This window comes from Colwellia sp. 6M3 (assembly GCF_014077595.1).
Classification (GTDB): Bacteria; Pseudomonadota; Gammaproteobacteria; order Enterobacterales; family Alteromonadaceae; genus Cognaticolwellia.
Map to the genome: position 1 here is coordinate 1 of NZ_JACGWF010000041.1, position 26,550 is coordinate 26,550.

The window sequence follows — 26,550 nt, forward strand, 5'->3', positions numbered from 1 at the left end:
ATGTTGATGAAATCACTCATTTTTTCTCACTAAATAAAGTTAAATATTTACCTACAATTAAAAATACAGAGTCATCTGGTGGTCACAAAATTAATTTCTATATTGGATTAAAAGCCATATCTGAAGTAATAACACATGAAGTTGAATTGAAAAATGATAGTGCCAATACTAGCCAGATAAACATTGAATATACTGTCCCGCAATTACCTAAAGCGCCAACATGGGCTAAATTTTTATTAAACTTTAAAATATCAGGTTGGAAATTTTATACTTACATTTCTTTACCCTTACTAGCTTTGGCCGTAGGGTATTCTTTACTGTTGTGGAACTACTATTCGCTATCCTATTTTAGCTTGATTTATTTAATATCATTTTTAATGATAGCTGTTTCTTTCTACTTCTGGTTAAAGCCATTTTACGAAGCCATAGATAAACGCATAGGCATAGCGCCATATTGGTTAGTTCGCTTAAGCGTAATTTCTGCACAGTTGAGATATGTTCGCACAGCAACTAAAAGGGACAACGGCCAATACATAAGAGCTTTGCAATTAGTTGTATACCAAGCTGAATGCCCAATATGTAGCAATAGAGTGTTAATTGAAAAAGGTAGTAATGCTCAAAGGGGACGTTTAGTTGGTGTTTGTGATGAATCACCCAGAGAGCATGTATTTAGCTTTGATCATGTAACCAAAAAAGGAATGCTACTTAGGTAATTTTGGGGTTTGAAAGGTTCAATAAACTAGATTAGATATGTAAACAAATTTTTAAATTTTTAACCGAAATACTTTATGTCTTCAAATGCCACTGCTGACTCTTTTATGGGTGTGAAAATAGAATCATGATAGACAATTCAAAATTGCTCTAACAAGTTTGAATACACAAAATTATTATTATTAAACTAAGGATATTTATTATGGATTTTTATTTATCATCACTCAAAACTACTTACTCTGAGGTCATTGATATAACAGAGCCTAGTGATTGTTTTCTTAATGTTAATTTTTCCCTTATCGGTTATGTTGATGATAGTGATAAACCTGAAGAATTAGGTGAGCAAAAAGCTCTCGTATTAAAAGTGCCTCATGATTTTTACTTGGACGAAATATTTGAAGAACATTCTCAAGAGCTGATGGAAGTATTTGAAATATTGGCAAATAATCAAAATTCAAAAATAAAAATCGATGAGTTGAAAAGTAAAACCTTTGTTTACTTGAAGTCAATTAATATTCTAGAAAAATATCAGAATAACGGTTTAGGAGAAATACTTTTTAGTAAAAGTATTGAGCATCTGCGTACTCTTTTTCAAGACCCTATAATAATATTACTCGCATCACCTATCAATGAAGAAGGCTATCAATTAATAGAAGAAGAAAATCAGGTGGAATCCAAAAAAAATAAACTACATAAATGGTATAAAAGAAAAAGCTTTAAGTATTTATACTGTGAGGAAAATTCAAACATGATGTACCTTGATTATTCTTCGATGTAACATTGTAGTGGTTTAGCAAAATTGGCCTGTCTAATAAATTTTGGATTGATAGTGAAATGTCCGCTTTTGAGATAGATGAGAACATTTTAATTTTGTACTCACAGCGAACAAACTGTTTAGATATCAATTTTTCTATTAGGAGCCATATTGTTCGTTATTAATCTGGCTTGAATTATTTGAGTGTCCTGTTGAATACGTTTAATCAGGCGAATATTTTTACCGCTAGAGCATTTTATAATATCTAATCTAGTTTCATTGCCGTAACGTCTTTTGAATATAGGTAAGCATTTATCCAAAAACTCTTTAGCTAGTTTAATGTGACTTATATGTGCTTCTTTTGAAAGTCCGGCTAATTTTACATGTGGACTAATGTGCAATTCATCCTTTTCCAATTGAGAGAAATACATAAACATTTGTTTCGATGATAATTGCACATCACTTACTTTGATTTGAAACCATTCAGTCATAAGTTTACTCATTGTTTATTAGAATTATGGTTTTCACTACAGTAGCTTTTGCCGTATATAGCTGGTTTAAGGCATTGCGTTTTCTTTTTTATGATTGCAGAACACCGTTCAACATCTCTTGTTTCTATAAATTCAAAGATGGTTCCTGACTCATGTTTTTTATTTTCAACTTTACTATATATATGTACAGAATATGAATGCCACAATGAGCTTAGCGATCCTTTCATTATGGAAATATTTCCGTCGTTAGATTTAGCAAAATAGCATTCGCTGTTAAAGCTTATAGCATCAGGTAATTTTCTAAGCGAAACATCATCTATAATTTCGCCATCTTTTTTACCGCCTTTTAAAGTAATTGATGTGTATCCTCTAGTCATAATTGTTTCCCATTATTTGTTTAATATTAAGTAGTGGGATAGCACCAGAGTAGTTTGTCGTTATCCCACATTTAAGTGTTGTCCAAATTTTTAAAGAGCGTGTAGCACCGTTATTAAGGCATTTCCAATAACGTCATTTTGTCAGCAAATGCTGTTTTTGTTAGTTGTGTTAATTGATTAGGAAACTTAATCATCACTTCAATTTCATCATTTAGGGTAATGACACCTGCAATAAAACCAATTTTCTCTATTGGCAGGTCTTTGTTATCTTCATCTTCTTTTTTAACCACATGGCTATTAAGAAGTTCAAAGGCTTCTTGCATGGTGAATTGGTCATTAAGTCCAAATGTTTCTATATTCATTTTATTGTTTTTCCGTTGTTTGAATTTGTTAGTACAGTTATTTACACAAGTCCAAGGGCGCTTCGCGCTTCTCCTCGATGCTCAGGCTTCGCCCTCGTCGTCGCAGCTTCGCGCCTAAGCATATTTTCATATCGGTATTGGGTGTAATTTTACCAATTCCTTGTTGCGAGACTCATTCTTCGTTTCGCAAGTCGTCATCGGTCGCGTTATTCTTTGCCAAATTCGAGTACGAGTGAGGTTAATAATATTTTTATTAATCAGTCCTTTTAACGAAGGAGCTTTAATATCACCGTAATGAGTTAAGTTGTTCTGTATAACTTCGCCCGTTTCAATATCAATGGTTTCATTCACTTCGGTTTGATAATAGGGATGAATAGGGCGATTCCGTCTTGGTAGTATTGCTCCACCCATTGCCATTACATAAGCAGCCCAATCACCAGAGTCGGCAGCGATAAACGCTTGCACGACTTCTGGTTGCTCGGTCTCCTGTAAACGTCTTAATTCACGCCACACAGTCACAGATGGGCCACCAATTTGTTGAAATTGACGAATACCCCATAAAGCAGACCAAGCATCTATTTTTGATGAAGCAGGTTTTGCATCATTGCCATATAAATCAGTATCGAGATCAGAGCCATCAATATTCTTTGAAATGTACTTAGCAATATAACCAGCAGCACTACCTTTATTAGGATCTATAGAAGTTACATTGAAGCGATGCTTTTTAGCGCCTCGCTCATTACCATCTTCTTTCAATGCGTATTTATGAAAAATTTCTCGACTAGTTTTTACATCGTCAGGGTGCATGAAAAGTAATAAATGCCAATGTGGTGTTCCATCATGATGTGGTTCAACCACACGAAACCCATAAGGATGAATATTTTTCTTTTGTAAGGCCGAGCGAATCAGTTTCCAATTATTATTAAAATAATCATTAACTTCTTTAGGTGTTGAGTTATTGAATTTTGGATTAGCTTTACCATTTGAATAAGCATGATATTTTGACGGAGAAGTTAACGTATAGAATTCCCCGGCATGACCCATTTGTGTGGCAACTTCTTCAAAGCCACGTATGCGAGTCATTAATTCAGCTTTACGAATTCTTGGGTTGGATACTGATTTTTTATATACATCAAGAAGGGTATAAGTTTGACCATCTTCATTAACAATATGATTAGCCATTAAATACTCAAACGAGTTTTTAAGCTGAGTCTTTCTATTTTCTAATGCAAAATTACTGACGTAGCAACTCGCATCTTTATGGACTAAATTTAATTTTCTATGTACTTGCTCAATGTGCTGAGTGCGCATCTTGTTAATTTTTCTAAACCACCAGTTAGCACAGATAAGCTTATTTAATATTGGAATGAATGGTTTATTGTTTTCAAAACCATCTACTTCAATAGTGTATTTTTTAGCTATTCCTCTACATATTTGATAAGAAACTTTATTCTGACCATATTCTGCAACTGTTAAACCACACTTTCGCGAGACGATTTCACAAAAACTTCTAATTTTTGATGTTGATGAAGAAAGGTTTAAATCATGAATAATGAGCGATTTATCTATTTTAAGAATAAATAGATTGGCTTCACGTAAATTTTTCTGATGGAAGAGTTTTAGATAGTTACTTTTTAATGCGTTAACTAAGTAAGGATGACGTTCAAATATTTTTTTGCGGAAAGAATAACATTCGCGTGTACCAATGTTATTTTCAGATGATGGCAAAAAAGTGTCAAAATCGTGCCATTTCCTAGCCCATTTAGGACTATCTAAGACCAACGGGGTTTCAGATGCAAAAAAGCCACAGTCACTGTTTCCAGTGGCTATGGCCTGTTTCTGCTGACTTTCGTCAACCTTCAATGTGGTGGAGCGGGGGGGAATCGAACCCCCGTCCAAAAAACCTACATCCTCGGTACTACATGCTTAGTCGATTATTTGTTTAACCAATTAGACGCCAATCGACAGGCTTCGTCATGGTGAGCTTAATACTATTTCGCGGTTCAGCCTTAAGCGTGCTTCCCTCGCTATCCTATTTGGGGTGACCATCGATCCTCTAAACAATAGGAGAATTTTTGAGGCGATGGCTAGCCTAAGCGGCTAGTGCGAACGTTTCGTCGTTTGCAATTATAGTTTTGCGGCTTTTTACGAGGCCAACCGCCCCTCGGCATGCACCTTGGGTTTCGTGAATCTTGTCGAATCCTAGATCCGCCCCAAAGTTTAACTCTTTTATTATAGACTAAATCAGTCTACAAAACGCATTGTACAACGCTTTATTTAAATAGACAACGTGGTATTTTTTAACCAACTATCTATCTAAGTTTTTATTTTTCATTAAACGACCTTTATCAACCGCCCATTCACGATCTTTAATATCGGCACGCTTGTCGTGATCTTTCTTACCTTTACCAAGATAAAACTCAAGTTTTACCCAACATGCCTTCCAGTACATTGCGGTTGCAATGAGTGAATAGCCATCTCGGTCAACGGCAAACATGAGTTGGTCAAGTTCACGACGGTTTAATAACAGTTTTCGAGCACGGTTAGGATCACACACCACATGGCTTGAGGCTGCATTTAGCGGCATAATTTCTGCGCCTACTAAAAATGCCTCACGGTCTTTAACAAAGACGTAGCAGTCTGAGATGTTAGCTTTACCACTGCGTATACTTTTTATTTCCCAACCTTGTAAACTCATACCCGCTTCATATTTGTCGGTTAAGTTATAGTTGTGACGCGCTTTTTTATTCAGTGCGATTGTATTACTGCTTGATGATTTTTTTTTCTTTGCCATTATATTTCCATTCTGTTTACTACCAAAAATAGCAATCTCCAACATTATACGGGGAATTATTGTTATTTAAATGGCTTATTTATCATTTTTCACTTTAATGCGTTTTTAAAAGACATTTGTTATGATAGCGCCCTTGAGAATTGGAGGGTGAATGCCGAACATAAGCCGTAGTGCATTAGTGATGCACAGTGTAGAAGATATGTATTATTTAATTAATGATGTACTTGCTTACCCAAAATTCTTACCTGATTGTAGTGATAGTAAAATAATTGCTCAAGATGAAGTAGGTATGACAGCTGCATTATTGGTGTCAAAAGGTGGTCTTAAAAAGTGGTTTACTACCCAAAATGTACTGGTGAGTAATCAAGAAGTTAAAATGAGCTTAGTCGACGGGCCTTTTAAATACCTCGTTGGCGGGTGGCAATTAAAAGCATTGTCTGATGACGCTTGTAAAATAGAGCTAACTTTAGATTACGAGTTTTCTAATAAAATGTTTGATTTAGCATTTGGTCGGGTATTTAATAATTTGGCCAACAATATGGTGCAGGCTTTTACCCAGCGCGCGAAAGAAGTTTACGGTTAGCAGTCGAAATTTATTATAAGAGTTTACAGTAACATGAACGAACAGATTATGAATGAAGAGAGCAGCGAGCAAGAACAACTAACCATTGAAGTTGTTTATGGCACACCAACGCATCAGGAAATCATTAGTTGTACTGTTGAGCCACATACTACGATAGAACAAGCTATTTTAGCTTCAGGTATTGTTGATGTGTTCCCAGAGATTGATTTATCAGTAAACAACGTTGGTATATGGAATCGTGTCGCTAAGTTAACTGATTTGGTAAATGACCTAGATCGTATTGAAGTTTATCGTCCATTGCTTGCAGATCCAAAAGAAGTACGTAAACGCCGAGCAGAAAAAGCGAAAGAAGAAGGGCGCGCAGATAAAGTGACTGGCGGTCGGGTTGACCCACGTAGAAGTAAGGCAAATGATAGTTAAACTTTGCTGCTTATTAATCTCTTAATGAATCTTTTTGTAAATTTTATAAAACGATAAAAACAAAAAAAGCATGTTATCAATAACATGCTTTCATTTCACAAAACTTCAATATAGCTTTAAGCTAGTTAAAGATTTTAGTTAACCATTGGCACGTGATAGCTTTCTGGTAATTCAAAATCACCTTCTGCATTCACTATTAGGTTATCTTTAAACGTGATGGTGAATTGTTTTTCTGCGTTAAAGTCTGAGCTTCTACCAGACTTGAACCGATAAACATAATGCCAAATGTCGGTATTAAACGCATCTTCAACAACAGGGCTACCTAATACAAACTTAACTTGTTCTTTTGTCATGCCAATTTGAAGTTTGTCGATATCTTTTTGCTCTAAATAGTTTCCTTGTGGAATATCTATACGATAAACCCAACTAGAACAGGCAGAAACAGACAAGGCGATTACAATAGTTAATACTCGAAACAACATGGTAATTATATTTATCCTTTATAGTTTGAACGGGGATAATAGCGAAGCGGGCTGTCAGATACAAAATAATTTTTAGTTTATTTTACCCACTCGTTAAGCTTTACTTTATCCAGCCAGTAATTCTTGTGCATTCGCCAGACTATTTTCGGTAATTTTATCACCAGCCAATAAACGGGCAATTTCTTGGACGCGCCCATTGCTAGAAAGTTCCGTAACCGTAGTTTCGGTGTGTTCACCATCAGTTAATTTAGCAACAAATAATTGCTGGTGTCCTTTACTCGCAACTTGCGGTAAGTGTGTTACACAGATAACTTGCGTGTTTTTTGCTAATTGCTTTAACTTTGTGCCAACCATGGCGGCGGTAGGTCCGCTGATACCAACATCTACCTCATCAAATATTAAGGTCGGGGTAACAATTTTATCGGCTAAAATAACTTGCATGGCTAAGCTAATTCTTGACAATTCACCACCTGAAGCAACTTTGTTCATAGCTTCAAGTGCCTGCCCAGGATTTAAACTTGCGAGGTAACTAACAGTATCGCTGCCGTTTACGGATAATCCTTCGTTTTTATCTTGGCAAATATCAATAAAGAACTTTCCATGCTGCATGTTAAGTTCACCCATGCTTTTAGTGATCATTTTGCTGAGTTTAGTGGCCGCTTTTTTTCTAGAGTCAGATAAAACCTCTGCTGCGTGCTGATATTTTTGTTTTGCTGCTTCTATATCGTCGTTAATTTGCGTTAGGCGTGTTTCATCAGAGCTAAATAGTTGTAACTCTTGTAGTAATTGTTGATGAAAGCTAGCCAATGCATCAGGCGAAATTTGGTGCTTTTTAGCGAGCAGTACCGCTGTTGAATATCGCTCTTCAATTAAGGTGTAGGCTTGTGGGTCAAGCTCTAAGCTTTCATAATAATGCTTAATTTCTTGGCTTGCATCTTCTACTTGTATTAAGGCTTCGTTAAGTTGCTCTGCTATTGCTTTTAAAACGGGATCGTAATTGCCTAATGCTGCAATTTGTTCTGCGCTATGCTGTAAACTGTCGACTACATTGAATTGTTCATTTTCAGATAACTGCTGCACAGCAACTAAAGTTTCACTTAAAATATGTTGCCCGTTACTTTGGCGTTTATAGTCTGTTTCTAAGGTTTCAAATTCGTCAATTTGCAGTGAAAACTCGTCGAGTTCATTTACTTGGTATTGTAAAAGCTGCTGTTTAGCTTCACGCTGAAATTTACTTTCCTGTAATATTTTTGCCTCTTGGTTAAGTTCACGCCATTGATGATAATAAAACTTAACCTCGTCTAACAAATGTTGATGGCTAGCGTAAGCATCAAGAATATTGCGTTGCTCACTGGCTTTAACGATTAGTTGATGATCGTGTTGGCCATGAATATTAATGAGCAATTGACCTATTTCTTTCAGTTGAGCTAAAGGAACTTGGCTGCCATTAATATAAGCTTTTGATCGACCTTCAGCTGATATTACTCGACGAAGAATACATTCGTTGTCGAGCAACATATCATGTTTTTTTAGCCAGTTTTTGGCTTGCTTATTCTTGGTTGTATCAAAGGTGGCAGCTAACTCTGCTTTGGTACAATTAGGCCTAACGACATTCGTTACAGCTCTATCACCTAAACAAAGCCCAAGGGCATCGATAGCGATTGATTTACCTGCACCAGTTTCACCGGTAATGGTGGTCATGCCTTGTTGCCAATCAATATCGAGTGAGCGCACAATGGCAAAATTTTGAATGTTGAGCTGCAATAACATAGTTAGTCCTGATGGGTTAATTTAATGTCACCTCACTTTACTTAGCAAGTGGATAAATCAACGCCTTTAATTACAAAAAAAACAGATACTGTTAATTTATACAGTATCTGTTTTTTATGCAATAACTAATTTATATATTGTTTAAAATTTATTCAGGGTATGAGAAGTTCACATGATATTTTTGATAAATATTTTGTAGAATATGTTTATCTAAAAGTGTTTGTGTTCTTGTGTCGTAAAAACGCTTTAATGCTCTGCCTTTTGGATCGTCACTAAAAACTAGAAATAGCTTTAACGAAGCTAAATTTTGGATTTGGTATTGCTGCTGTTCAATTGTTGGTAAGGAAGCCAGTTGCACTTCTAGCATAGATCGTATGTCGATGTAGTAATCCACTTTTTTATTTTTCAGTAAGTTAACTGCGTCTTCACGATAGTGTGCACTAACCCCATTAATATAGGGTGATATTGAAGGTTGTATAATCTCTTCAGTATATACTTCTGGCCATACGCCAACTAAATTGCTTATTTGCTGTAGTGTTAAATCAGATTTTGTTTTTGGAATTAATATGCTGATAGGTTGCGTGAGAATAGGTAAATTAGCAAAGAGGTATTTGCCATTATTCGGTAATGCGCCACTGATATTGGCTTTTTTTGTTTCAATTTCGCGTAGTGCCCGTTTCCAGGGTAAATATTTTAGGTGGATATTGTATGGCGAGTGCTGAAAAATGGCTTCAAACATTTCATGATAAAGCCCAGTACCGTCTTTATTTGTATAGTTTTGCCAATTATCTGTTACCCAAATAACGTCAATTATATTTAGCTTATGTTCACTTTTTGCAAAAAATGAACATAAAACAAAAGTAATGAGTAGCAGTTGGTTAAATTTAAGATTTAATTTCATTACGTTAGTATAGTTTATTGCCCCAACTTAGTTTATTTCTTAAAACATTAAAGTAGTTGTGATCAAGCGGGTGAATTAAACGCAACGTAAACTCACTTTTTTTAATGATAACTTCATCACCAGGCATCACGGCTAAAATTACATGCCCGTCGCAACTTACTTGTAGGTTTTCATAGTTTTCATTTGCTAATTTTAGTTTTATTTCACTGTTACCGTCTACCACAATGGGTCGACTAGATAAGGTGTGAGGGAACATTGGTACGAGTGAAAGCGCGTTTAAATTAGGGGTTAATATTGGGCCACCCGCAGACATTGAATAGGCCGTTGAGCCTGTTGGCGTTGATACTATAAGCCCGTCAGAGCGCTGACTAAACATAAAACTACCATCAATATAGACTTCAAACTCTATCATGTTGGCGACTTTACCCGCATGCAGAACCGCTTCGTTTACCGCACTGTTAGAACTTTTTAGTTTGCCGTGGCGATAAACTTCGGCTTCAATAATAAAGCGTTGTTCAGAGCGTGACTCTCCTTTTAAAATGGCTTCAAGTGGAGCAATGAGGTCATCAGGAGATAAGTCAGTTAGAAAGCCTAAGTTACCGCGGTTAACACCGATTACGCCAACGTTATAACAAGCTAGAACTCTTGCGGCGCCAAGCATATAACCGTCACCACCTATAACAATAGCCAAGTCTGCACGTTCACCAATATTGGTAAGTGAAGCCATGTTTACGTTGTCGATATTAACGGTTTGTGCAACAGAATTTTCTATTAGCACTTTGTAACCATTTTGCGACAAATATTGATGTAACGCTTCTATAGTGGAGCTGGCACCTTCATGGTGAGGTTTGCCAATCAGGCCAATGGTGTTGTATAAATTACTCATACGGTGCTTATCAATATGTAATATAATTAAGGACTATCAGCAGTTTCGCGCTATTTTACTCGCTTGTAAAGTTGACTTTTTTTTAAATGATTTACTTTTGTGCTTGAATCATAAAAACAAGCCCCCATAATTAGCGTTATCAGTTTTATATATTTTGAATTTTTAGACCTACTTTGGAGTTTTTCATGGCCAACGAGTCAACCGACAATAAAAGTGCTGAAGAAATTGCAGCAGACGCATTAGCCGCTGAAATTATTGAGCATGCAGACGAGCAAGTTGAAGTTCAACTTGATACTGCCGCTGAAAATATCAGTGCAGAACAAGAAAAAATTAACGAGCTTGAACTTGCATTAGCTACCGCTAAATCAACGGTTGCTGATCAAAAAGATTCTGTTATTCGTGCGAAAGCAGAAGTCGACAATGTGCGCCGTCGTGCAGCACAAGATGTTGAAAAAGCACGTAAGTTTGCTTTAGAGAAGTTTGCTGCTGAAATGTTAACTACGGTTGATAACTTAGAACGTGCATTACAAAGTATTGATAAAGATGATGAACGCAATACCGCTATTGTTGAAGGTATTGAATTAACTTATCAAGGTTTATTAGCTTCATTAGAGAAGTTTGCTATTAAAGCGATTGATCCTCAAGATCAACCATTCAACCCTGAATTGCATCAAGCTATGTCAATGCAAGAAGTTGAAGGTGTTGCGCCTAATACTGTTATTGCTGTTATGCAAAAAGGTTATGAGTTAAATGGTCGTTTAATACGTCCTGCAATGGTGATGGTGTCAAAAGCTAAGCCAAGTGTTGATACCACGGCATAATAATATGCTTCGGTAACTTTACCTGATAAGAAAAACCAGACATATGTCTGGTTTTTTTATGCCCTTTTTTCTATAGCCTCTATTAATTGCACTTTGCTTTGATTGATGACTTTGCACTGTAATAGCCAAGTTATACTTAATTAAGTTCTTTATGCTCTTCAAGCTTGTTAAGCGCATTTAATGCTAGATAAGCGTTGTGTGCGTTGCTGCTCATGTTTAAACATAATACTTAATATGGCGAATGCTTAATGGTCATTAATAAAGAGCAGAGCAAATAAAAATAAAATTTTTTAATTTATTTCGATAAAAATAGTTGAAAAGACTTTTTCCTGCCCCCACTAACTGTTCATCAAAAGATTTAATCTTTATTTTTATTAAATATGTATTCGGAGATCGTCAAGATGGGCAAAATTATTGGTATTGATCTAGGAACAACAAACTCTTGTGTTGCTGTTCTAGATGGTGGTAAAGCACGTGTAATTGAAAATGCAGAAGGCGATCGTACAACTCCTTCAATCATTGCTTACACAGAAGAAGGCGAGACGTTAGTTGGACAACCTGCTAAACGTCAGTCTGTAACTAACCCTAAAAATACATTGTTCGCTATTAAGCGTTTAATCGGTCGTCGTTTTGAAGATGAAGAAGTTCAACGCGATATTAAAATTATGCCTTTTGGCATTGTTAAAGCTGACAACGGTGATGCTTGGGTTACAGCGCGTGATAAAAATATCGCTCCTCCACAAGTTTCTGCTGAAGTTTTAGCAAAAATGAAAAAAACAGCCGAAGATTACTTAGGCGAAAAAGTGACTGAAGCGGTAATTACCGTTCCTGCATACTTTAACGATGCACAACGTCAAGCAACTAAAGATGCAGGTCGTATTGCTGGTCTTGATGTTAAACGTATCATCAACGAGCCAACGGCTGCTGCACTTGCTTACGGCATGGACAAGCAAGAAGGCGATAAAGTTGTTGCTGTATACGATTTAGGTGGTGGTACATTTGATATCTCTATCATCGAAATTGATGAAGTTGAAGGCGAGCACACGTTTGAAGTACTTGCGACAAACGGCGACACTCACTTAGGTGGTGAAGATTTTGATAACCGTTTAATCAACTACCTAGTAGCTGAATTCAAAAAAGATCAAGGCATGGACTTAACGCAAGATCCATTAGCAATGCAACGTTTGAAAGAAGCAGCAGAAAAAGCGAAATGTGAGCTTTCTTCAGCACAACAAACAGACGTTAACTTGCCATACATTACTGCTGATGGTTCAGGCCCTAAGCACATGAACATCAAAGTAACGCGCGCTAAATTAGAGTCTTTAGTTGAAGACATGGTTAAAGCTACTTTAGGTCCGCTTAAGCAAGCACTTAAAGATGCAGACCTTTCAATTAGCGACATTAACGACGTAATCATGGTTGGTGGTCAAACACGTATGCCTATGGTACAAAAAGTTGTTACTGAATTCTTTGGTAAAGAGCCACGTAAAGATGTTAACCCTGATGAAGCTGTAGCTGCAGGTGCTGCGATTCAAGCTGGTGTACTTTCTGGTGATGTAACAGACGTTCTATTATTAGACGTTACACCATTATCATTAGGTATTGAGACTATGGGCGGCGTGATGACGAAAGTTATCGATAAAAACACCACTATCCCAACTAAGCAATCTCAAACATTCTCAACGGCTGATGATAACCAAGCAGCTGTAACGGTACATGTAATGCAAGGTGAGCGTAAGCAAGCTTCTGCAAATAAATCTCTTGGTCAATTTAACCTTGAAGGTATTGCCCCTGCACAACGTGGTACGCCACAAATCGAAGTAACTTTCGATTTAGATGCTGATGGTATCTTGCATGTAACGGCTAAAGATAAGAACACAGGTAAAGAACAAAAAATCACTATTAAAGCCTCTTCTGGTTTATCAGATGAAGAAGTAGAGCAAATGGTACGTGACGCTGAAGCAAATGCTGACGAAGATGCGAAATTTGAAGAGCTAGTTCAAGCTCGTAACCAAGCTGATGGCATGGTTCATTCAACGCGTAAGCAAATTGAAGAAGCAGGCGAAGATTTACCAAGTGAAGACAAAGAGAAAATTGAAGCTGCATTAGCTGAGCTTGAAGTTGCCATTAAAGGCGATAGCAAAGAAGAAATCGATGCTAAATCTCAAGCCGTTATCGAAGCTTCTGCTAAGTTAATGGAAATTGCTCAAGCCAAAGCACAAGCACAAAGCGGCGCTCCTGAAGGTGAAGCACCTGAAGCAGATGCAGCTGGTGGTGATGATGTAGTTGATGCTGAGTTTGAAGAAGTTAAAGACGACAAGTAATTATTTGTTAGGTTGTACTTGTAACGCTCAACAGCAGCGTTGGACATGCTCACATACAATGTATGCTCAGTGTGACCTACATGCTCTAGAACGTTACAATATCAACAAGAAACATTTAAGCTGAGTGGTTTAATTAACATAAATTAAAGCGTCGATAATTATCGGCGCTTTACTATGTTAAAGCAGTAACGAAAACCTAATTATTAACGATGGTAATTTGCTTAGATTTTTAAAGGGTAATGACAATGCTTACCGCATCTAAGAAAGAAGTTAAACAAATTAGTATCCATAAATTTGAAGTAAAGAAATAAAACCTATGTCAAAACGCGATTATTATGAAGTGCTAGGTGTATCGAAAGATGCAGCTGAGCGCGATATCAAAAAAGCTTACAAACGTTTAGCAATGAAATATCATCCTGATAGAACTCAAGGTGATAAATCTAAAGAAGAACAGTTTAAAGAAGTTAAAGAAGCTTATGAAATATTAAACAATGATCAAAAGCGCGCGGCGTATGATCAATACGGCCACGCGGCGTTTGAACAAGGTGGTCATGGTGGCGGTGGCGGCTTTGGCGGCGGACAAGACTTCGGCGATGCCTTTGGTGATATTTTTGGTGATATTTTCGGTGGCGGTGGTCGCGGACGTGGTGGTCAATCTCGCCAACGTCGTGGCTCAGATTTACGCTATAACCTTGACTTAAGCCTTGAAGAAGCCGTTAAGGGTAAAACCTTAGAAATTAAAGTACCCACTTTTGTGAGTTGTGAACCTTGTGATGGTAGTGGCGCGAAAAAAGGCACCAGTGCCAAAACGTGTTCTACATGTCATGGCCATGGCCAAGTACAAATGCGTCAGGGCTTGTTCGCTGTGCAGCAAACGTGTCCAACATGTTCTGGTCAAGGTAAAGTTATTTCAGACCCTTGTACTTCATGTCGTGGTAAAGGGCGTGTAGAGAAAAATAAAACACTATCAGTTAAAATTCCACCAGGTGTTGATACCGGTGATAGAATTCGTTTATCTGGTGAAGGTGAAGCTGGTGAACATGGTGCTCCGGCAGGTGATTTATATGTTCAAGCCAATGTGCGTGACCATAAAATATTTGTTCGTGATGAAAACCATTTGTACTGTGAAGTGCCGATTAGTTTCACAACGGCGGCTTTAGGTGGCGACATTGAAGTGCCAACACTTGAAGGTAAAGTTAAGCTGAAAATACCGAAAGAAACTCAAACAGGCAAAATGTTCCGTTTGCGTGGCAAAGGTGTTAAATCAGTACGTAGTCATTCAGTGGGCGACTTAATGTGTAAAGTTGTGATTGAAACACCGGTAAGTTTATCGGGCGATCAAGCTGACTTACTACGCCAGTTAGAAGAAAAAATGGGTAAAAGCACCAGTAAGCATAGCCCGAAAGAAACAGGCTTCTTCGACGGTGTGAAAAAATTCTTCGATGATCTTAAAAGCTAATACTACTCAAGAATAAAACCAACACTAAAATCCCGCACACTGATGCGGGATTTTTATGTTCAGCCCTTTTTTACTAAAACATTATTTTGTAAGCACTCGTATTTCGAGAACCAACTCCGCAACATGCGATCACTTAAGTAACTTGACTAACTTGAGCAACGGTAAGCTTTAACTTCTATCGGTTACGAGCTCTGTTAGTGATTTAACCTATTCGCTTTGCTTTATTCTGATATAGTCATGTTGAGTATAAAATATATGGATATTATTTGGTTATAATGAACAAGTAGAATGTGTGATTGGCCAAGTTGGGATCTACCTGCATTTATAAATTAATGTGAAGAGAGTGTTATAGAATGAAAATTTTATTTAGTTCCCTGTTAATTGCTTTAGTCAGTTTTAATAATTTTGCTGAGTCTGCGCCTGAAGAACTACCACCACTTGATCCTGCTTATGAAGGTGTGCATGGCATGGTATTACTGAATAAGTCTTCAGCTATTTTTGCCTATCATTTATCGCTTTATGAAAAACCAAAAAACGTTCAATTACTCTATAAACTCGACGTTAAAAATATCGCATTGGTGCAATTAGTTCGTGACAATGACATGGTTACAATTAAACCCAAACCTTTTAACTTACAGCGTTTAATGCGAGGTGAGAAAGTTGTGGTTAATGCCGATGTATATCTTGGGCACTTTGAGCGTGATGGAATGTTGGTTTACGAGAACATGACGATAAACTTTGCTGAACAATTATATATGCGTAAGCTTGATGAAATTGAACCGTCGAGTAATAAACAGGAATATGATGTTGTGTCGTATCGTAAAACCAACAAAATTTATATTCATCGTATACAGCAAGCGCCAAGCTACGATCATGTCCTGCATATAGATGTAAATGCCGGTTGTTTGACTAAATTCAATACTTCCTCACCCGTTCCAAAAGAGAATGAATTACAGTATAAATTTTTTAACTGCGGCACCATGAAGCCGTTATATTTTGAAACACAAAGTTTTGATAATAAATAACATTGTGAATCAACTGATTGGTTAGAAATAACGAGTGGCTGACTACCTATAGTTTTATAAGTCGTGATCACTCATCATCAAAAATAGGTAAAACACCACTACGGCTATGTTCAAAAATAAGTGAAGTTTCAACCGTTGTAACTTCTTCACGAGAGGTTATGGCATTGAATACAAACTGACGTAAGTGCTCGCTATCTTTTACTGACATATGAATAAAGTAATCGTAGCTGCCACCCATGTGGTACAAGCTAACAATTTCAGGTAATTTAAGTAAATCATCTCTAAGCTTATTTACAATTAATTCTGAGTAAGGTTGTAGTTTAATTGCTGCAATGGCTTCAATATTACCCCCAATACTTTTAAAATTAATATCAATGAAGGCATTATTTATAACGCCATTGTATTTCATGCGTTTTACGCGTTCTAAACATGTTGATGGTGCAATACCTATCTGCGAAGCTAATTCTTTATTGGTGATATCGGCATCTTTATAAAGCAATGTAAGAATACGTAAATCTATGTCATCAAGTTTTTTCATGCGTGTTTGCCTCTAGACGTTGCACTTATTTTTTTATTGGAAAGTATTACACTTATTAATTCCAATATTATCAGTAAAACCATCATAAAAATGAACTATTATCGATATAGTTGCTAGTTTCCGAATTTTCATCCAATTAATGCCTTGAACAGCTTGGTCATTTTTACAAATTATTACATTGGCAAATTTGTAAAAAGTATTTTTGTGACATATTATGTCCCTAATTAAATAAAATAATGAGAACAAATGATTATTAAAAGTGTTAACAATTTTTTAAAGCTTGAAGCTGCTAGTGGCATTATTTTAATGTTTGCTGCTGTAGCGGCAATGATTATCGCCAACTCACCGTTTATGGTTTATTACGACATGCTGTTGAATATTCCTGTTCAAGTAGCGGTTGGAACTTTTGAAATAGCTAAGCCTTTACTATTGTGGATAAATGATGGCCTTATGGCGTTGTTTTTTTTCCTCGTAGGTTTAGAGCTAAAGCGTGAGTTTTTAGAAGGTGATTTATCTCAACCAGGGCAAGTTACATTACCTGCTATTGGTGCCCTTGGTGGTATGCTGATACCCGCTTTATGTTATGTCGCTTTTAACTACAATGATCCCGATGCTATTAAGGGGTGGGCAATTCCTACCGCGACTGATATTGCTTTTGCCTTAGGTATATTGTCAGTCATAGGCAGTAAAGTGCCATTGCAACTAAAAGTGTTTTTAACCTCGTTAGCCATATTTGATGATTTAGGCGCTATTATTGTTATCGCGTTATTTTACACTGACCAACTCTCATTATTATCTCTAGTTTTTGGCGCAAGTATCATTGCCATTTTATTTGTGATGAATAAACGAGGAGTCACTAGTACTGCACCTTATATATTTTTAGGCATTGTATTGTGGGTAGCAGTATTAAAATCGGGTGTTCACGCAACATTAGCGGGTGTTATTTTAGCGTTTTTTATCCCAATAAAGGGTGATGAGGACGAACCCTCGCCGTTAAAATCTTTAGAGAACAACTTACATTCCTTAGTCGCTTTTATTATTTTGCCGGTATTTGCATTTGCGAACGCAGGTATCAGTTTTGCTGGTGTCGGTATCGAGCAAGTTATGGCTCCTGTGCCATTGGGGATTATTGTTGGCCTAATCGTTGGAAAACAGCTTGGCGTATTTGGTTTTTGTTTTATTGCCATAAAGTTAGGTTGGGCTAAATTACCAGCAAATGTTAATTGGCGTTTACTCTATGGTGCAGCCATATTGTGTGGTGTTGGTTTCACCATGAGTTTATTTATTGGCTCGCTAGCTTTTGAACAAGGACAAGGTGCCAACCTTATTTTCCAAGACAGACTAGGTATCGTCATAGGTTCATTAATTTCAGGTGTTTTTGGCTACTTTATTATTAAAGGTGGAGTCAAAAACATTGAAGAAAATGATGAGACTGATGAAACTACAATAAATTCAAATAATACAAAATAAAAAAGAAATAGTTATGAAAGTAGACACATTTCATATCTCAGTAAAATCTATCATTATTGTGCGGCGATAGTGAACGCTGGCATTGGCTCTTTTTTATACCGTCAATGAGTGCCATATGGCATTGTAAAACGCTTTAGTGAAGCATAAGTGCAGATAGTACTTGTTTGTATTTTACAGTGCCTTTTATTGATAGTGTTGAAAGAATAGAAGTTTTACCCGGAAAAATAAAGGACTGCTAATTTACTTAGCAGTCCTTATTACACATTAAAATATAATGGCTAAAAGTTTACGGTTACTTCATTTGAACAAGCTGTTGATGCATCACATATTTGGTAGATGAACTGACTATCCGTTGTGCGGCGTTCGCGGTCACGGTAAATTCCGTCATTTTCAACAGTGTCAATTTTAATACCATTACGGAAAATATCTACCATTTCAGCGGAAGTACCTTCCCATGTAATATCTACACGCAAACGACCTAAACGAGATTTATATGCTCGTTTAACCGTAGCTTCAATACTCGTAGATGAAACAGTAACCATAACAGATTCACTGCTGCTTAAGCCTTCAGCATCTGTTACGGTAAGCATAACGTCATAGTTACCTGTTTCCGCAAAAGTATGAATAGGATTTTGCTCGCTTGATACTGCGCCGTCACCAAAACTCCAGCTCCAACTAACCATATCGTCATTTCTATCTGTACTGCTATCAGTAAAGGTAGCTGTTAGACCTTCAGCTTCATAAGCAAAACTCACTTCTGGAGCACTAGGAAGTACTTCACCAATACCTGTAATAGTAATTGCCCAGTTGTTTAATGAACCTGTATCACTTCCAGCATTATCTGCAACACTTAAAGTCCAGTCGCCGGTAGCTACTTCGCCGTTAAATGCTGATGAACTAAAGGTTTGATCGATATCTACAGCATTGCCACCAGTCGCATTGTGTAATGTAGCAGAAGTACCTGCAGGTGAAGTTAACATAACGGTTAAGTCACCAATCCAAGTGTGCGAAATGTTCACATAAATGTCAGATGCAAAAACGGTAAGGTCATCAGCAACGTTAATTACTGAAGTGATGCCAGTAGCATCGTTATCTGGAATGTTAATAACTTCTTCATTTGTGTAAGTGAATTCATTCAAACCTTCAGGATTAACCATTAAGCTAACGCTAGCGGTTTTGACTAATTCATCGCTTGTCGCTGTTACCGTAAAGTCGTACTCACCCCATTGGGTTTCGCTCGTCGTTGGTACCATCAGCTCAAATGTTGCGCCTGGTGCCGCGGTATCAGTTGATAATGTTGCACCCGCAAGTGAACCGACTAATGTTAAGCTTACTTCGCCGTCCCACTCAGCAACTGAACCAATGTCAAAACTATAGATTGCCGTTTCGCCAGCTTCAATTGTACTAGAGTTTGGTGTCGCTTTTAGCGTAAATCCTGGCGTTGGATCTGCGTCAAGTAAAGCGTTATAGATATTCAAGCGCTTGCCTGAAACAGTTTTACCTTCTGTTGCAGGGTTAGCGTCACCAGAATTCATTAATAACTCTTTCAATTCTACCGTAGATAACTCTGGGTTAACTGATAATACTAATGCCGCAGCACCTGCTACATGTGGTGTAGCCATTGATGTACCAGTAAAAGAAGAATAGCCGCCACCAGGCACAGTTGATAGTACATTACGCGCAGGAGCGGCAATATCTACTGAGGTTAAACCGTATTGTGATGATGTGTACATAGCATCAGTATGATTAGTTCCTGCTACTGCAAGAATGCTGTCGTGATCATAACTTGCCGGATAACTAGGGCTTGCATCATTATCAGAGCCACTATTACCTGCCGCTGCGACAAATAATATATTAGCATCAGAGGTTGCCGTAATTGCGTCGTATAATGCTTGGCTAAAACCACCACCACCCCAACTGTTGTTTAAGGTACGGATGTCAACGTTATGGTTATTTTTTAAATCAACAAAATAATCGATACATGTTAAAGCGTCAGAGCTTGCACCACTACCAGCAGAATCTAGGAACTTACAACCAATAATAGATACATTGTGGTTAACACCTACAACGCCTATACCGTCATTACCTGTTGCGCCAATTGTGCCCGACACATGAGTACCATGGCCATTGTCATCCATAGGGTCACCACTATTAGTAATAGCGTTAATTCCATGAATATCATCAATAAAGCCATTGCCATCATTATCGATACCATCTCCTGCAATTTCGCCAGGGTTTGCCCACATGTTCGCTGCTAAGTCTGGATGGCTATAATCTACGCCAGTATCAATAACACCAACAACTACATCACGGCTACCGGTAGAAATATCCCAAGCTTCAGGCGCATCAATATCAGCGTCATCTACACCGCCTGTTTGTCCCGTATTATGCATGCCCCAAAGCTCATCAAAACGAGCGTCATCAGGAATACCAGCGGCACTAACAATGTAATCTGGTTCAGCATATAAAACCGCAGGATTTTTACGTAGTTTTTCAAGGGCATTTTTTACTGAAATACCATCAAGTTTGAACTTAGCTAAACGACCTTTCGCTAAATTGTTATATCTGTCATCAACTTCGTCACTGTTTAGATCTGAAATTTTAGCGCTGACTGTATTACGTGCTGTACGACGATCAAACTTAGAGGCATCATCTTTGTAAACAACAATAATAGAGTCCGATTTATAAGTAATGCTCTGTTTAGGATTTAGCTCTACAGATGCATTCGCTAACACTGGCAATAACGCTAATGTTAAGACTGATAATTTTGCTTTCATGTTTTGCTCCATTTTTATTTGGTATGTTGAGTTCTTTAATATTTTTAGGTCAACGGTCATTATTGGTCTATATACCGTTCTTTATTATTTTAATTTTCTACGTCTATGGGATTACGCAACCTTATTACTTTAATCATAAAAATACACTTATGCCTATAAAAACGAGACAAACACGACTTTTTCATTACTAACTAGAGGTTTTTATGGTTTTATTACTACTTTTTTATTAGAAAATATCAGCTAGTACTTTTTTACTAGTATTGGTTTGATTTTCTAATGTTATTTTTGTTTTTATGTTTTGTTGTGTTTAAGTTGTTGTTTTTAATGGTTTATTTTGAATGGTAAAATAGGGTTATTTTTATTTTTGATAAAGTAATGTAAAGTTTTCAATGCAACGTATTAAAGCTTAATGAGTTTATATTTGAGTTGTTGTGGTTATAAAGCAAAACCACAGTAAAGCACTTGTTTTTGACTGTTAAATCATCGAAATAAGCGGGTGGGGTGCTATTTAATTATATATTGTTATATGTGTTAACTATCTATATTAAACCGGCATACCCCTGATATAAAACAGTTAAGACGAGCGATATAAGATAACAGCCGTTAAGGTCAATCTTTTAAAGCTCACTACAACATTATTTTAAGGTTACGACTTGTTTTTCTAATAATACGGTTCGTTATTATTATTAAGCACTATGGGAATACGAAAACTCCACGGAAGGTAAGACATCGTCTACTTATCCATTAATAAACTTTGTAAGTTATTTTTTCTTACATAAAATAAACATTGGGATATATCGTGAAACTTAATAAATCAATGATCACTTGCGCTGTACTTATGGCTTTAGGCTTAAATCAAACAGCTGTTGCGGGTGAAGAAACCAAGCAAGAAACCGAAGCCGTTACAATCCAATCAGACATAATAGTTAATGCGCAAGGTAATATGATTGTTTTATCACAAGACTCTAGATCGGGTACCGGTGAAGGAAATGAAACCTATATTCTTCAAGATGGAGATGTAAACGGTACCGATTTTACTGTTGTTGGCGAAGGCAATATTGTTGAAATCGAGCAAGTAGGGTCTGAAAATATAGCCATTGGTACTTATACCGGTAACAGCAATTTATTGTCTGTTTTACAAGACGGCGAAATTAATGAGACATCAAACAATGTTACTGGTAACGAAAATATTGTTGATGTATCTCAGATAGGTGCTGGTTACTTAGGTATCGGTAGTCGAGCGATTAATGAAGTTGTCGGTGATGGTAATGAGATCATCGTTGATCAAGGTGATGGCGGTCATTGGGCTATTAACGGTGAATTAACCGGTTCAAATAATAATGTTGAGTTTGTACAAGACGGTACTTGGAACGAAACTTATTTCAATAGCATTACTGGTGACAGTAACGATGTAGAGTCAGTACAAGATGGTTACTGGAACGTTGCAACAATTGATGCTATTACCGGTAGCGACAATGAGCTTGATATTGAACAAGAAGGTGACCGAAATATCGTTACTATTGCTGCAATTGAAGGTGACGATAATGACATTTCTATTGATCAAGAAGGTGATAGAAATAACGCAGTATCTAACTTATTTACCGGCAATGATAACTCAGTTGACGTTGCACAAAACGGTGCAGATAACCTAGCAACATTTGAGGTTATTGGTGACGACAATGAATTTAACTTCACTCAATCAGGTGATGGCAATATCAGCTACATGGGAACTTTAGGTCTTAATAACGAATATAGTTCTTTGCAAGTAGGTGACTTAAACGAAAGCCATATAGTGAACTTTAACGGTAACGATAATGATATTAACGTTACTCAGTCAGGTTCTGAAAACGTGCTAGTTTTAGAAGCTTCAGCTGATGACAATTCGTTGACCACTAGTGATAACGATATTGATGTTGTGCAAAATGGCTTCGCTAATGACGCGGTCGTAACATTAAGTACTATCCTTGATAGTAATGCTAATATCATTGATATCGCACAAACAGGTGATGTGAACTCGTTAGATATTCTTGTTGAAGGTAGTAACCATCAAATAGATATCATGCAAGACGGTGAAGATAACCTTATCACGGGTGCTGACGGTAGTTCGATGCTAATTGGTGGTGTTAATATTGCCTTTAACATCAGCCAAGTCGGTAATGGTAATATTGTTGAAGGGTCATTTATTAGCGACTCAGGTTCGGTTTCTGTCACGCAAATGGGTGATTGGAATAGCGCAGTAATTGTGCAGCAATAATTGTTCATTGAATATAAGTTAACAAGGGGCTTAAGGCCCCTTTTTATCTATAATAATATGTCTAAAAATATATCAGCATGGTTAGTAACACTGTGCTTGTTATTCACTCCTATATGTCATGCTGCTAGCGAAGTTGAAATTGGTGGTTTATTACTTGATAGCACTAAAAGTCGCTTGGGCCATGATTTTTATTTTCAATTTAGTCAGTTATGGCGTGACATACCAAATACGCAAGGTATAAACGTTCAGCTTATTGAGCAGATTGTACCCAGAGCAGGCACTAAACTTAGTATTTTACTTAATGGCCGACTTATTTATGTTACTCATTTTGGGCGTAGACAATCTCCCGTAAAAGAAAAAGTAGAACAAGCCGTATTTATTTTGATTGATGCCATGGCGAAGACACAATATAGCCAAGATAGTGTTGATATGGCTGAAAGTGGCTGGTAATCATAAGGATATTAGTAATGAAGAAATTAATTTTAGCGTGTGCAGTTTGCATGAGCATAACCAATTCTGCACAGAGTACCGAGTTAGTTTATGCACCAATTAATCCTAGCTTTGGTGGTAGTGCGATGAACGGCAGCTTCTTATTAAGCAAAGCGCAAGGGCAAAATAAGCATAAAGCAGAGTTGAGTGAAAAAAGCTTTGAAGAAAAAGTATCAGACGCGCTAGAGCGTGCGACACTCAGTGATATTGTCAGTAAATATAAAGATACAGTCTTAGGTGAAGAGCAAAATATAAATATCGGAGAAGATGCGACTTTTATCAGTGGAGATTATCAAATAGATATTGTGTCTGCTAACAGCGATACCATCACGATACAAATTACCGATTTATTGAGTAACAAAATCACTATCATTGAAATACCGAAGTTTGGATAAATTCATGAGAAAAATTATAATTTTAAGCCTCGTGAGTCTTTTGTCGGCTTGCAGCGCATTAGATCACGCAAGTAAACTATTTCCACCAGAGCAGTCTTTAGCAACAAAAGTTATGCCTTTGGAAAGTTTTAAAGAGCTCAAAGCACTGCCTAAGCCCAAAGGCGCCATACCGGTTTCGGTATATGCTTATCGGGACCAAACCGGGCAATATAAACCGCAAGCGAATGTAAGCTCATTTTCTACTGCTGTCACACAAGGAGCAACATCCATTTTGATGCAAGCTTTAAGTGATTCGGATTGGTTTTTACCTGTCGAGCGAGAAGGTTTGCAAAATGTATTAACAGAGCGAAAAATTACTCGGGCAGCTAATCAAGCAAATAAAGCCACTGAAAATATTGAATTACCGCCTTTAACTACTGCAAAAATATTACTTGAAGGTGGCATTATCAGTTACGACTCTAATACCCGAACAGGCGGCTTTGGCGCAGAGTATTTTGGTATTGGTGCTTCAGAGCTTTATCGTGAAGATCAAATTACAGTTTATATGCGAGCGGTTGATGTGCGCACTGGACAAGTGTTGGTATCAGTATCAACTAATAAAAAGGTGTTGAGCCAGGAGGTACGAGCTGGTTTTTTCCGTTACGTTAGCTTTAAACGCTTAGCTGAAGCCGAAGGCGGTTTTAGTGATAATGAGCCGATGCATGTTTGTGTGCAACAAGCCATTGAGAAAGCAATTACCGAGTTAGTGATTAAAGGTATAGAGCGTAAGGTCTGGCGCGCCGATGCATAATTGAGGTAAGTGTTTAAAAAACTAAAAAAATCAGTGTTTATCACTGATTTTTTTATTCATTATATTTTTTAAAATATTACTTTATCAATTCGTAGTGCCATAATTTTGTGTCCGGCTAATAAGCTCAATACGATTTCGAGAGCTAGTTTTTCGAAAAATACTGTAGAGGTGGGTTTTTACCGTATTAGGGCTGATGTGGAGTTGGTCGGCTATTTCTCTATTTTGAGCGCCTCTAGATACGAGATTTATGATGGTTCTTTCGCGCTTGGTTAAGCTCGGGAAAAGGCTTTCAGGTTTTGCATCAACAGGTTTAGTTTGCTGAGTTTTGCTGCATATAAGTAGATCGTGAATGGCTTTGTTCATCGTCGAACGTTTAAACCAAGATTCTTCTTTGATAATAGAGTCCAGACCTTTTAACATGATGTCTGGTCGGTCATTTTGATAAAATATGCCTTTGACATGTGACAATAGAGCAGTTACCTCACAGGTAATGCCATTAGTGGCGTTGAAGAGAATTGTGGTATTATTGGCTGCTAGCGCTGAAATATTACTGGGCAGACCATTTCCTGTTTGATAATCAAATAAATCGATCAGCAGAAATTGATATGATAACAACAGAGATTTTTCAGGGGGAGTGTTTCCTATCTCAATATCGATACCGCATGCTTCGATCAAACCGGTAAAGCGTTTAAATAGTGTTAAATGTGGCCGCTCTGTATTTTTAACTTTTGGCGTTAAAACAAACGCACGTAGTTTTGTCATTTCCGTTGACATCATTAATTCTCCATATTACTAATCGATATTGCAAAATTCATTAACTAACATCTGTGCCAATATCATTGTGACCATATGATATTTACTGTCAGGTTGAAGTTTAGCGGTAAATCAAATTATAATTCAGCATTTAATATTATATATGTGAATATAATGCCTTTTTTAACGTTAGATTAACACTGGTATTACATTTTACTTACAATTAGTAAAGTACGCGGTTAGCTCATCTATGTCTAGCATATAACTCTTTTATTTTTAAAGATTTTTTGAAGATATGTTAGTTATACTGGTATGACTTGTAAGTCAGTCTATATTTGGCTCGGCGGTATTAAATAACTAACTTAATTTATTTGGATTTAATGAAACATTGTTTTATAGAGTTAATTTGTCTTTTTGAAAGTACTTTTAAAAAAAAATATAATACTAGGTTAATAAAAGGTAACGATGAACCTATTTATTTGCCAGCCAATGACGTATGTCAATTTAATCAAATTATATTCGCACATGGTTATTTTTCTAGTGCGTTACATGAAGTTGCTCATTGGTGCCTAGCTGGTCAATCTAGACGATTATTAGAAGACTACGGTTATTGGTATATTCCCGATGGGCGAGATCATCAACAACAAGCAAAGTTTGAAAGCGTAGAAATAAAGCCACAAGCAATAGAATGGGCGCTTTGTGTTGCCAGTGGCAAAGACTTTTATGTTTCTACCGATAATTTGCTGGGTGAGGGTGAAACTGACAGAGTGGCGTTTAAAGCTAAAGTATTTAAGCAAGTGCAATTTTATCTAGAGTTTGGTTTCCCAACAGATGCTGCAAAATTTATTACGGTATTAGCCCAACATTATCAAACCACTTGGCCTTTAACTCCTGAGCACTTTTCATGTTAAACATTAAATATAC

Annotated in this window: 26 protein-coding genes and 1 other RNA gene; 14 read left to right on the forward strand and 13 right to left on the reverse strand. The window is 37.0% G+C overall.

Annotated features, from left to right (window positions below):
* The coding region (locus H4J50_RS10435) for a hypothetical protein (RefSeq protein ID WP_220466162.1) at positions 1 to 713 on the forward strand (713 nt) is incomplete at its 5' end.
* 200 nt (positions 714 to 913) lie between these two features.
* The gene (locus tag H4J50_RS10440; RefSeq protein WP_182256240.1) at positions 914 to 1,489 is read left to right on the forward strand and encodes a hypothetical protein; all 576 of its coding nucleotides are present in this window, start codon (positions 914 to 916) and stop codon (positions 1,487 to 1,489) included.
* Between the two features lie 116 nt (positions 1,490 to 1,605).
* On the opposite strand, the gene H4J50_RS10445 is transcribed toward H4J50_RS10440, so the two are convergent.
* From H4J50_RS10445 to smpB, 6 genes are all read right to left on the reverse strand, one after another.
* Positions 1,606 to 1,956 (reverse strand): hypothetical protein, encoded by a 351-nt coding sequence (locus tag H4J50_RS10445; RefSeq protein ID WP_182256242.1) that lies wholly within the window; start codon positions 1,954 to 1,956, stop codon positions 1,606 to 1,608.
* Between the two features lie 8 nt (positions 1,957 to 1,964).
* The gene (locus tag H4J50_RS10450; protein WP_182256244.1) at positions 1,965 to 2,333 is read right to left on the reverse strand and encodes a hypothetical protein; all 369 of its coding nucleotides are present in this window, start codon (positions 2,331 to 2,333) and stop codon (positions 1,965 to 1,967) included.
* A gap of 113 nt (positions 2,334 to 2,446) precedes the next feature.
* Complete coding sequence (locus H4J50_RS10455; protein ID WP_182256246.1) at positions 2,447 to 2,695, reverse strand: hypothetical protein; 249 nt, start codon at positions 2,693 to 2,695, stop codon at positions 2,447 to 2,449.
* A 126-nt stretch (positions 2,696 to 2,821) separates the two neighbouring features.
* The gene (locus tag H4J50_RS10460) at positions 2,822 to 4,594 is read right to left on the reverse strand and encodes a replication endonuclease (RefSeq protein WP_182256248.1); all 1,773 of its coding nucleotides are present in this window, start codon (positions 4,592 to 4,594) and stop codon (positions 2,822 to 2,824) included.
* Positions 4,561 to 4,910, reverse strand: a transfer-messenger RNA (tmRNA) gene (gene ssrA, locus H4J50_RS10465). Before ssrA ends, H4J50_RS10460 begins: the two co-directional genes overlap by 34 nt.
* A 93-nt stretch (positions 4,911 to 5,003) precedes the next feature.
* On the reverse strand, positions 5,004 to 5,489 hold the full coding sequence (gene smpB, locus H4J50_RS10470; RefSeq protein WP_108455232.1) for an SsrA-binding protein SmpB: 486 nt from the start codon (positions 5,487 to 5,489) through the stop codon (positions 5,004 to 5,006).
* Positions 5,490 to 5,640: 151 nt separating this feature from the next.
* Between smpB and H4J50_RS10475 the strand changes: the two genes are divergently transcribed.
* Positions 5,641 to 6,072: an SRPBCC family protein gene (locus tag H4J50_RS10475; RefSeq protein ID WP_182256250.1), complete on the forward strand. Its 432-nt coding sequence runs from the start codon at positions 5,641 to 5,643 to the stop codon at positions 6,070 to 6,072.
* A gap of 33 nt (positions 6,073 to 6,105) precedes the next feature.
* On the forward strand, positions 6,106 to 6,492 hold the full coding sequence (locus H4J50_RS10480) for an RnfH family protein (protein WP_108455234.1): 387 nt from the start codon (positions 6,106 to 6,108) through the stop codon (positions 6,490 to 6,492).
* Between the two features lie 134 nt (positions 6,493 to 6,626).
* On the opposite strand, the gene H4J50_RS10485 is transcribed toward H4J50_RS10480, so the two are convergent.
* From H4J50_RS10485 to nadK, 4 genes are all read right to left on the reverse strand, one after another.
* Positions 6,627 to 6,974 carry an outer membrane protein assembly factor BamE gene (locus H4J50_RS10485; RefSeq protein WP_182256252.1) on the reverse strand — a complete coding sequence of 116 codons (348 nt, stop codon included), beginning with the start codon at positions 6,972 to 6,974 and terminating at the stop codon, positions 6,627 to 6,629.
* Between the two features lie 105 nt (positions 6,975 to 7,079).
* Positions 7,080 to 8,744, reverse strand: coding sequence for a DNA repair protein RecN (gene recN, locus H4J50_RS10490; protein ID WP_182256254.1), 1,665 nt, complete (start codon positions 8,742 to 8,744; stop codon positions 7,080 to 7,082).
* Positions 8,745 to 8,892: 148 nt separating this feature from the next.
* Complete coding sequence (locus H4J50_RS10495; RefSeq protein ID WP_182256256.1) at positions 8,893 to 9,645, reverse strand: ABC transporter substrate-binding protein; 753 nt, start codon at positions 9,643 to 9,645, stop codon at positions 8,893 to 8,895.
* A 4-nt stretch (positions 9,646 to 9,649) separates the two neighbouring features.
* Positions 9,650 to 10,531, reverse strand: coding sequence for an NAD(+) kinase (gene nadK / locus H4J50_RS10500; RefSeq protein WP_108455238.1), 882 nt, complete (start codon positions 10,529 to 10,531; stop codon positions 9,650 to 9,652).
* 185 nt (positions 10,532 to 10,716) lie between these two features.
* Between nadK and grpE the strand changes: the two genes are divergently transcribed.
* The 4 genes from grpE (at position 10,717) to H4J50_RS10520 (ending at position 16,160) form a co-directional block, all read left to right on the forward strand.
* Complete coding sequence (grpE, locus tag H4J50_RS10505; RefSeq protein ID WP_108455239.1) at positions 10,717 to 11,352, forward strand: nucleotide exchange factor GrpE; 636 nt, start codon at positions 10,717 to 10,719, stop codon at positions 11,350 to 11,352.
* Between the two features lie 401 nt (positions 11,353 to 11,753).
* A complete protein-coding gene (dnaK, locus tag H4J50_RS10510) occupies positions 11,754 to 13,676 on the forward strand; it encodes a molecular chaperone DnaK (RefSeq protein ID WP_182256258.1) in 1,923 nt (640 codons plus the stop codon).
* Positions 13,677 to 13,992: 316 nt separating this feature from the next.
* Positions 13,993 to 15,135 (forward strand): molecular chaperone DnaJ, encoded by a 1,143-nt coding sequence (gene dnaJ / locus H4J50_RS10515; RefSeq protein ID WP_108455241.1) that lies wholly within the window; start codon positions 13,993 to 13,995, stop codon positions 15,133 to 15,135.
* Positions 15,136 to 15,488: 353 nt separating this feature from the next.
* Positions 15,489 to 16,160 carry a hypothetical protein gene (locus tag H4J50_RS10520; RefSeq protein WP_182256260.1) on the forward strand — a complete coding sequence of 224 codons (672 nt, stop codon included), beginning with the start codon at positions 15,489 to 15,491 and terminating at the stop codon, positions 16,158 to 16,160.
* Between the two features lie 67 nt (positions 16,161 to 16,227).
* Here the strand turns inward: H4J50_RS10520 and H4J50_RS10525 are convergent, their stop codons facing one another.
* Positions 16,228 to 16,698, reverse strand: a complete 471-nt coding sequence (locus H4J50_RS10525) for an Lrp/AsnC family transcriptional regulator (RefSeq protein WP_108455243.1) — start codon at positions 16,696 to 16,698, stop codon at positions 16,228 to 16,230.
* Between the two features lie 246 nt (positions 16,699 to 16,944).
* Between H4J50_RS10525 and nhaA the strand changes: the two genes are divergently transcribed.
* Complete coding sequence (nhaA, locus tag H4J50_RS10530; protein ID WP_182256262.1) at positions 16,945 to 18,168, forward strand: Na+/H+ antiporter NhaA; 1,224 nt, start codon at positions 16,945 to 16,947, stop codon at positions 18,166 to 18,168.
* 278 nt (positions 18,169 to 18,446) lie between these two features.
* Here nhaA and H4J50_RS10535 read toward each other — a convergent pair whose 3' ends face one another.
* A complete protein-coding gene (locus H4J50_RS10535) occupies positions 18,447 to 20,945 on the reverse strand; it encodes a S8 family serine peptidase (protein ID WP_182256263.1) in 2,499 nt (832 codons plus the stop codon).
* 799 nt (positions 20,946 to 21,744) lie between these two features.
* Between H4J50_RS10535 and H4J50_RS10540 the strand changes: the two genes are divergently transcribed.
* From H4J50_RS10540 to H4J50_RS10555, 4 genes are read left to right on the forward strand one after another with little or no spacing between them, the layout of a single operon-like run.
* Entirely contained in the window at positions 21,745 to 23,199 is a 1,455-nt protein-coding gene (locus tag H4J50_RS10540; RefSeq protein ID WP_182256265.1) for a curlin, read from the forward strand.
* 57 nt (positions 23,200 to 23,256) lie between these two features.
* The gene (locus H4J50_RS10545; protein ID WP_108455246.1) at positions 23,257 to 23,649 is read left to right on the forward strand and encodes a CsgE family curli-type amyloid fiber assembly protein; all 393 of its coding nucleotides are present in this window, start codon (positions 23,257 to 23,259) and stop codon (positions 23,647 to 23,649) included.
* A gap of 17 nt (positions 23,650 to 23,666) precedes the next feature.
* Positions 23,667 to 24,083, forward strand: a complete 417-nt coding sequence (locus H4J50_RS10550; protein WP_108455247.1) for a curli assembly protein CsgF — start codon at positions 23,667 to 23,669, stop codon at positions 24,081 to 24,083.
* A 4-nt stretch (positions 24,084 to 24,087) separates the two neighbouring features.
* Positions 24,088 to 24,873 carry a CsgG/HfaB family protein gene (locus H4J50_RS10555; RefSeq protein ID WP_108455248.1) on the forward strand — a complete coding sequence of 262 codons (786 nt, stop codon included), beginning with the start codon at positions 24,088 to 24,090 and terminating at the stop codon, positions 24,871 to 24,873.
* Between the two features lie 84 nt (positions 24,874 to 24,957).
* Here H4J50_RS10555 and H4J50_RS19650 read toward each other — a convergent pair whose 3' ends face one another.
* Positions 24,958 to 25,650, reverse strand: coding sequence for a helix-turn-helix transcriptional regulator (locus H4J50_RS19650; protein ID WP_259366223.1), 693 nt, complete (start codon positions 25,648 to 25,650; stop codon positions 24,958 to 24,960).
* Between the two features lie 356 nt (positions 25,651 to 26,006).
* On the opposite strand from H4J50_RS19650, the gene H4J50_RS10565 reads away from it, so the two are divergent.
* Complete coding sequence (locus H4J50_RS10565) at positions 26,007 to 26,537, forward strand: elongation factor P hydroxylase (protein WP_182256267.1); 531 nt, start codon at positions 26,007 to 26,009, stop codon at positions 26,535 to 26,537.
* The last annotated feature ends 13 nt before the right edge of the window (positions 26,538 to 26,550 follow it).

Bases quoted from the DNA above. Each gene is read 5' to 3' on its own strand.
- dnaK (WP_182256258.1), top strand. From the start codon at position 11,754: ATGGGCAAAATTATTGGTATTGATCTAGGAACAACAAACTCTTGTGTT.
- nhaA (WP_182256262.1), top strand. From the start codon at position 16,945: ATGATTATTAAAAGTGTTAACAATTTTTTAAAGCTTGAAGCTGCTAGT.
- H4J50_RS10450 (WP_182256244.1), bottom strand. From the start codon at position 2,333: ATGACTAGAGGATACACATCAATTACTTTAAAAGGCGGTAAAAAAGAT.
- H4J50_RS19650 (WP_259366223.1), bottom strand. From the start codon at position 25,650: ATGATGTCAACGGAAATGACAAAACTACGTGCGTTTGTTTTAACGCCA.
- H4J50_RS10440 (WP_182256240.1), top strand. From the start codon at position 914: ATGGATTTTTATTTATCATCACTCAAAACTACTTACTCTGAGGTCATT.
- H4J50_RS10535 (WP_182256263.1), bottom strand. From the start codon at position 20,945: ATGAAAGCAAAATTATCAGTCTTAACATTAGCGTTATTGCCAGTGTTA.
- H4J50_RS10475 (WP_182256250.1), top strand. From the start codon at position 5,641: ATGCCGAACATAAGCCGTAGTGCATTAGTGATGCACAGTGTAGAAGAT.
- H4J50_RS10545 (WP_108455246.1), top strand. From the start codon at position 23,257: ATGTCTAAAAATATATCAGCATGGTTAGTAACACTGTGCTTGTTATTC.
- H4J50_RS10565 (WP_182256267.1), top strand. From the start codon at position 26,007: ATGAAACATTGTTTTATAGAGTTAATTTGTCTTTTTGAAAGTACTTTT.
- H4J50_RS10480 (WP_108455234.1), top strand. From the start codon at position 6,106: ATGAACGAACAGATTATGAATGAAGAGAGCAGCGAGCAAGAACAACTA.
- H4J50_RS10525 (WP_108455243.1), bottom strand. From the start codon at position 16,698: ATGAAAAAACTTGATGACATAGATTTACGTATTCTTACATTGCTTTAT.
- recN (WP_182256254.1), bottom strand. From the start codon at position 8,744: ATGTTATTGCAGCTCAACATTCAAAATTTTGCCATTGTGCGCTCACTC.
- H4J50_RS10455 (WP_182256246.1), bottom strand. From the start codon at position 2,695: ATGAATATAGAAACATTTGGACTTAATGACCAATTCACCATGCAAGAA.
- H4J50_RS10520 (WP_182256260.1), top strand. From the start codon at position 15,489: ATGAAAATTTTATTTAGTTCCCTGTTAATTGCTTTAGTCAGTTTTAAT.
- smpB (WP_108455232.1), bottom strand. From the start codon at position 5,489: ATGGCAAAGAAAAAAAAATCATCAAGCAGTAATACAATCGCACTGAAT.
- nadK (WP_108455238.1), bottom strand. From the start codon at position 10,531: ATGAGTAATTTATACAACACCATTGGCCTGATTGGCAAACCTCACCAT.
- H4J50_RS10550 (WP_108455247.1), top strand. From the start codon at position 23,667: ATGAAGAAATTAATTTTAGCGTGTGCAGTTTGCATGAGCATAACCAAT.
- H4J50_RS10495 (WP_182256256.1), bottom strand. From the start codon at position 9,645: ATGAAATTAAATCTTAAATTTAACCAACTGCTACTCATTACTTTTGTT.
- dnaJ (WP_108455241.1), top strand. From the start codon at position 13,993: ATGTCAAAACGCGATTATTATGAAGTGCTAGGTGTATCGAAAGATGCA.
- H4J50_RS10555 (WP_108455248.1), top strand. From the start codon at position 24,088: ATGAGAAAAATTATAATTTTAAGCCTCGTGAGTCTTTTGTCGGCTTGC.
- H4J50_RS10485 (WP_182256252.1), bottom strand. From the start codon at position 6,974: ATGTTGTTTCGAGTATTAACTATTGTAATCGCCTTGTCTGTTTCTGCC.
- H4J50_RS10445 (WP_182256242.1), bottom strand. From the start codon at position 1,956: ATGACTGAATGGTTTCAAATCAAAGTAAGTGATGTGCAATTATCATCG.
- grpE (WP_108455239.1), top strand. From the start codon at position 10,717: ATGGCCAACGAGTCAACCGACAATAAAAGTGCTGAAGAAATTGCAGCA.